The 6004-nt window shown below is 54.1% G+C and carries 4 protein-coding genes, 1 tRNA gene and 1 pseudogene; 5 read left to right on the forward strand and 1 reads right to left on the reverse strand.

The features are described from left to right. The 5 genes and pseudogenes from CW742_RS05670 to CW742_RS05690 all read left to right on the forward strand — a co-directional run. Positions 1–331, forward strand: a pseudogene (locus tag CW742_RS05670) (ABC transporter); the annotation flags it as partial. Then, positions 319–972, forward strand: a complete 654-nt coding sequence (locus tag CW742_RS05675) for a hypothetical protein (RefSeq protein ID WP_292417690.1) — start codon at positions 319–321, stop codon at positions 970–972. The pseudogene CW742_RS05670 and the gene CW742_RS05675, both read left to right, overlap by 13 nt. Before the next feature lie 49 nt (positions 973–1021). Beyond that, entirely contained in the window at positions 1022–2764 is a 1743-nt protein-coding gene (locus CW742_RS05680; RefSeq protein ID WP_292417694.1) for a pyruvate/oxaloacetate carboxyltransferase, read from the forward strand. Further along, a complete protein-coding gene (locus tag CW742_RS05685; protein ID WP_292417697.1) occupies positions 2761–4236 on the forward strand; it encodes an acetyl-CoA carboxylase biotin carboxylase subunit in 1476 nt (491 codons plus the stop codon). The genes CW742_RS05680 and CW742_RS05685 overlap by 4 nt, the downstream gene beginning before the upstream one ends. A gap of 67 nt (positions 4237–4303) precedes the next feature. Beyond that, positions 4304–4415 (forward strand) — tRNA-Met (locus CW742_RS05690). A gap of 418 nt (positions 4416–4833) precedes the next feature. Here CW742_RS05690 and mmp10 read toward each other — a convergent pair. After that, positions 4834–6004: methyl coenzyme M reductase-arginine methyltransferase Mmp10 (gene mmp10 / locus CW742_RS05695; RefSeq protein ID WP_292417700.1), on the reverse strand; the 1171-nt coding region annotated here is incomplete at its 5' end.

The raw sequence follows: 6004 nt of genomic DNA on the forward strand, positions 1-6004 counted from the left end.
GGCCTGCGTCCTGTTGCAGGAGTACGACCTTCTCGTGCTGGATGAACCCTTCAGTTCCCTGGACTGTAAAGAGAAGGAGCGCGCCTGTGCCGCGATCTCCGGCCGCACCCATGGGATCACGATCATCTTCACGCACGAACAGGCACAATTCCCGCGGGTGGACATGCTCTGGGAGATCGCTGACGGTTCGCTCCACTGCAGGGGAAGCCTTCCTGGTGCCCTCCACCGCTGGGAGCATGCCCCGGAGATCATCAGGACACTTATCAGGAATGGAAAGGAACCGGCAAACATTACAAGACAGGATATCCGGGAGGCAGCATGCAGGACATAAGGCTCCGCATTGCCGTGGCGCTGGTCCTCACCCTTTCAGCATTCTTCAGCCTGACAGGAGCTGCTCTGGCATTTCTCTGGTGGATCGCATGGTCCGGTAAGGTTTCTGAAATTATTCGGATGCGCATGATCCTGCCTGTCGCGGGCATGCTCGCCTTCTTCAGCGCCATTCTCTCCCTGACCGGGGGAGACGGCATATCATATTTCCTGCGGATGATGGTCATCGTTCTTATCGGTTCATGGGTCTATGCCGAACAGAAAAACGGCGAGTTCCTCCATTTCGGGGTATGGCTGCTCGGAAACCGGATCGGGTTCGAACTGGGAATGCTTGCCGACATGGCCATGCAGACCCTGCACCTCATGGTCCGGGACTTCGAAACAATCCGTGTTGCCCAAGCGCTGAAAGGAGCCGGTCCGGCCTGGAAAACACTTGTACCGGCCGGGCTCATTCTTGTTACGGGAGCACTTTTTCGGGCGGAGCATACCGCAGAGATCCTGGCAGTGCGGGGATACCGCAATGGTGGTTCACTCTGCCCGAAATTTTGCACAACCAGAGGTGATATCTACCGTTGTATGGCTGTGCTATGCATACTCCTCATAACGATAATTCCCGTTAGTGAATTTTTTATACTTTACCGATGAATTTTTGAGAGGCTGAATATCATCCTGATGCCCGACTGAGGACTCATCCATGCACACTGCCGCTCCCAAAAAAGTCCTGATCACCGATACGACTCTCCGTGATGCGCATCAGTCGCTCATTGCAACTCGGCTCAGGACCGAAGATATGCTCCCGCTTGCCCGGGAGATCGATCACTGCGGTTTTTTTTCCGTTGAAGCATGGGGCGGTGCCACCTTCGATACCTGCATCCGGTATCTTAACGACGACCCCTGGGACCGGCTGAAGGCGTTGAAAGCCGAACTCCGGCATACCCCGATACAGATGCTCTTAAGAGGGCAAAACCTGGTCGGGTACCGCCACTATCCTGACGATGTCGTGGACAGGTTTGTTGATGCTGCCCATAAAAACGGTGTCGACATCTTCCGCATATTCGATGCGCTCAACGATATCCGGAATATGACACGGTCCATGAAACGGGTCAAGGATAACGGGGCCCACCTGCAGAGCACAATATCCTATACGACAAGTCCGGTTCACAGTACCCGGTCCTTTATCGAGATGGCCAAAGAGCTCTACGCACAGGACTGCGATTCGATCTGTATCAAGGACATGGCAGGTCTCATCATGCCGGATCAGGCACGCGAGCTCATCACCGGCATCAAGAAAGCAGTGGATGTCAAAGTCTGCCTTCACAGCCACTGTACCAGTGGCATTGCCCCGATGAGTTACCAGGCCGCAATTTCGGCAGGAGTAGACATTCTCGATACCGCAATGTCGCCCATCGCCATGGGCACTTCACAACCCCCCACAGAAAGTGTTGTCGCATCGCTGACAGGCACACCGCGGGACACCGGTATTGACCTGATCAAACTCAGGACCGTCAGGAACGAGGTTCTCCGGATCCGGGACAAATACCAGGGGCTCCTCAACCCGATCTCCGAGCGCGTGGACAGCGATGTCCTCATCTACCAGTTGCCGGGAGGAATGATCTCAAACATCGTCTCCCAGCTCCAGGAGCAGGACGCACTCAACCGCTGGGATGATGTACTGGCAGAGGTCCCCCGCGTACGCGAAGACCTTGGCTACCCGCCCCTTGTTACCCCGACAAGCCAGATCGTCGGGACCCAGGCCGTTCTCAATGTCCTGGTCAACGGTGAGCGATACCGGAATGTGACAAAGGAAGTCAAGGACTATATCCGGGGCCTGTATGGGAAACCCCCGGGACCTATTCGCAATGAGATCCGGACACTGATTATTGGTGATGAGAAGGTTATCACGGAAAGGCCGGGCGATCTGCTTGAGCCGGCCTATGATACCATGAAAGCGGAGGCTTTCGGGGCAGGTCTTATTAAAAAGGAAGAGGATGTCCTGACCTATATCCTGTATCCTGCCATCGCCCCTTCGTTCCTCAAAGGCGAGAGAACTGTTGAGGAGATCCCAAAGAAACAGACCGCATCCTCCTCAACGAAGGGAGATATGCCAAGCCTGATGGAGGTCGAGGTAGATGGCGAGGTCTTCACGGTGCGGATCGTATCCGTTGGCGGAAACAAAGTTGAGGTTGCCAGTGCCGCATCCCAGAAGATCCCGAGGGGAGAGTTTCCCGGTGGCATCAAGAGCAACATGCAGGGGATGGTCCTCAAGGTGCTCGCAAGCAGGGGAGCGCTCGTGAAGAAAGGGGATACCCTGCTGATCCTTGAAGCAATGAAGATGGAGAATCCGATCCACAGCCCCGCTGACGGCAAGGTCACCGAGATATTCGTCGATACCGGTGACATTGTCCAGAACGGCGATGTCCTGCTGGTGGTCCAATGAAATTTTTCGAGAAACTCCTGATTGCCAACCGCGGTGAGATCGCCATCCGCGTCATGAGGGCATGCCGCGAGCTCGATATTGACACGGTGGCAATCTACTCGGACGCCGACATAAATGCTCTCCACGTGAAGTACGCGGACGAAGCATTCCATGTGGGGGAAGCCCATCCCTCCAAAAGTTACCTCAACATGGAGCGTATCATCGATATTGCCAAGAAATGCGGAGCCGAGGCAATCCACCCGGGCTACGGCTTTCTTGCAGAGAACTATCGGTTTGCCAAGCTCTGCCAGGATGAGGGGGTCACCTTTGTCGGTCCCCGGTGGAAGAGCATCAAAGCGATGGGCTCCAAGATCGGCAGCAAACAGATGATGAAGGATGCCGGTGTTCCTGTTCTTCCCGGTACGGATGGGGGTATCACCGATATTGAGGTGGCAAAGAAGATTGCCGCTGATATCGGATATCCCGTCATCGTCAAGGCCAGCGCCGGAGGGGGCGGTATCGGCATGCAGATCGTCAATGACGAAAAGTCACTGGAAGAGGCGATCTCCGGCAGCCAGCGGATCGCGAAGTCGGCTTTTGGGGATGCAACGGTCTTTATCGAGAAGTACCTTGTCAAGCCCCGCCATATCGAGTTCCAGGTGCTCGTGGATGAGCATAAAAACGCTGTCCATCTCTATGACCGGGAATGTTCCATACAGCGCCGGCACCAGAAACTGATTGAAGAGGCCCCCTCTCCCATTATGACGGACGAACTCAGGGAGCGGATGTCCGCATCAGCGCTCAGGGTAGCCGAAGCCTCCGATTATACGAACGCCGGTTCGGTCGAGTTCCTCTACAGCCAGGGCAATTACTATTTCATGGAGATGAATACCCGCCTTCAGGTTGAGCATACCATAACGGAATTCGTCACCGGCATCGACCTTGTTAAGCAGCAGATCGGCATAGCCGCAGGCGAATCGCTTCCCTTTGAACAAAAAGACCTCTCCATCCGCGGACATGCAATCGAGTGCCGTATCAATGCAGAAGACCCGCTCAACAATTTTGCAGCAGATCCAGGAAAGATCCTGCGGTACCGCTCCCCTGGCGGGCCGGGCATCCGGGTAGATTCTGGCATCCACATGGGATACACCATCCCGCCAAACTACGATTCGATGATCGCAAAACTCTGTGCATGGGACAGTACCCGTCGCGATGCAATCCAGCGGATGCGCCGGGCGATTTCCGAGTATATCGTTCTTGGTATCAAAACAACCCTCCCGCTTCATTACGCGATCATGAACAACCAGCAGTTCATCGAAGGAAACACGCACACGCACTTCCTGCAGGAGGAGCACATCTTAAAAACGCTTGAACGATACAAGAGGGACGAAGAGACCCGCATGCAGACACTGGCGGGATCCTTTGACCAGGGTAAAAAAGTTGCCGCAATCACTGCAGCGGTCAACACGTACATCCAGCAGAAAAAACCGTGACGAAAAAATCCGTCGCGTTATGAGAACCTTTAACTATTTTTACGGCGTTTTTATTATGCACTTTTGTGCTGCGGTGGCCTAGCTGGTTAGGGCGCCAGACTCATAGGGTTTGTTGAACTCCTTCATTGTTCACGCTTTGAGAGATCTGGAGATCGGGGGATCGTAACCCTCTCGCAGCATTATTCTTTTATTCCGGAAAACCGGGAATACTCCCTGATCCGGCACCTGGTTGATTTTCCACACAGCACCTTCCCCCCCATCGCGAAGGTCTGATTTCTGCAATTCAAAAGCGCCTAAAGCGGCATAATTCCTGGGGGGAAATGGGAAATAATTGACGATCGGAACCAAAAATCTCCCCCAATAATACAAGGACACACACAAATCCGAATTCGACCCAAAAAATACGGATCGGGCAGCAATCGGAGGTTCTCAGGGTCCCATATGCCCCCACCCTCAGGATTCTGCCGTATCTATACCAATGATCATTCTCTTTTTTCCTCTAACCAACCCGTCGGCATACAACGAGTCTCCGGATAGACACGAGGCATTCTCCTGCAAGTGGCGGGTAAATGAAAAAGGATCGTTGGTTATGTGGAATCAGGCCCCGCACTGATTGATCAAACGTACCAGTTCGGCAAAACCATGCATCTCCATCTCCAGCACCTGCTCACGGGTCATGCCCATACTGGTTTCGGCATCGGCAGTCAGCATCTCGGGGCCGCGGAGTATTGTGCGGGAGATCCCGTCCCGCGAGAGGATCTCTTCCGCTTCAGCATCATGAATAAAAGCCCGTCCGGGAATGATGACAACGGGTTCAAGAGTTTGGAGATCGATCTGCTTCAGATCGTCTGCTGTGATGAGGCAGGCGATCTCTTTTGTTACTGGTACTACCGGAACAGATGACCCGCATGCAGAAAGAATGGTATCGATAAACGGAGTCGCAATGCTTCCGCTGACAACGCTCGCCCGTTTTACAACCCGAGGGAGTTTTGCCAGCAGGTCCGGCTCATATCGGATCGCAAACGGTGAGCCAATCTCCGGGTCCCAGAGAGGCGTGCCGGATATTTTCATCGTGAACTTTTTCCGGAGATCGGTTATCATGTCCCGGAATGACTCCACGCTCTGGGTTTTTTGATACTTCAGTACCGGCCCGTTACCGAGAATGAGCCCCTGTTCTGTGGCATTGCCAAACCGCATCAGGATGAGACCTTTTGCCCCCTTATCCTGGAGCCACTGGCAGGTCTCCTCAAGTACCCTGCCGTCATTGACTCCCGGAAGTACGACCGTTGCTGCATAGACATCGACTGTTTTACACAGCCGTTCGAGAATCGCAAGCGAGACTTCCGGCGTTGGATCATGCATGTATTTCTTCCGGAGTTCCGGATTAACCGAGAAGACGGTGAAGGAAATTTCTGACAGGCCGTTATCGATAAGCAGATCAGCAATCGCAGGATCGTCCCAGCCCTTCCCGCTCGTGTACCCGATATGAAGCGGGGCTTCTGTACTCCCAAGCAGCTCGATTAGGTCCGTGAATTGCGGGTAACAGCTCGGGTCGCCGCCGCCGCTGATGGTTATCCGTTCGATCTCACCCTCTTTTGCCTGAAGGTTTGCAAGGGTCTCATCTGCGATGGTGCGCAGGGCCTTGAATCCAGCATACTCTTCTTTCACCCCTCTCATGCAGTAGTCGCAGCCTTTTTTGAATGGCAGGCAGTACCGGCACCCGAGCGGGGTTGTGCCCTTGACTTTCTTAAAATAGCAGTATTCGCAG

The organism is Methanoregula sp. (genome assembly GCF_002835825.1).
In the GTDB taxonomy this organism is placed as follows: Archaea; Halobacteriota; Methanomicrobia; order Methanomicrobiales; family Methanospirillaceae; genus Methanoregula.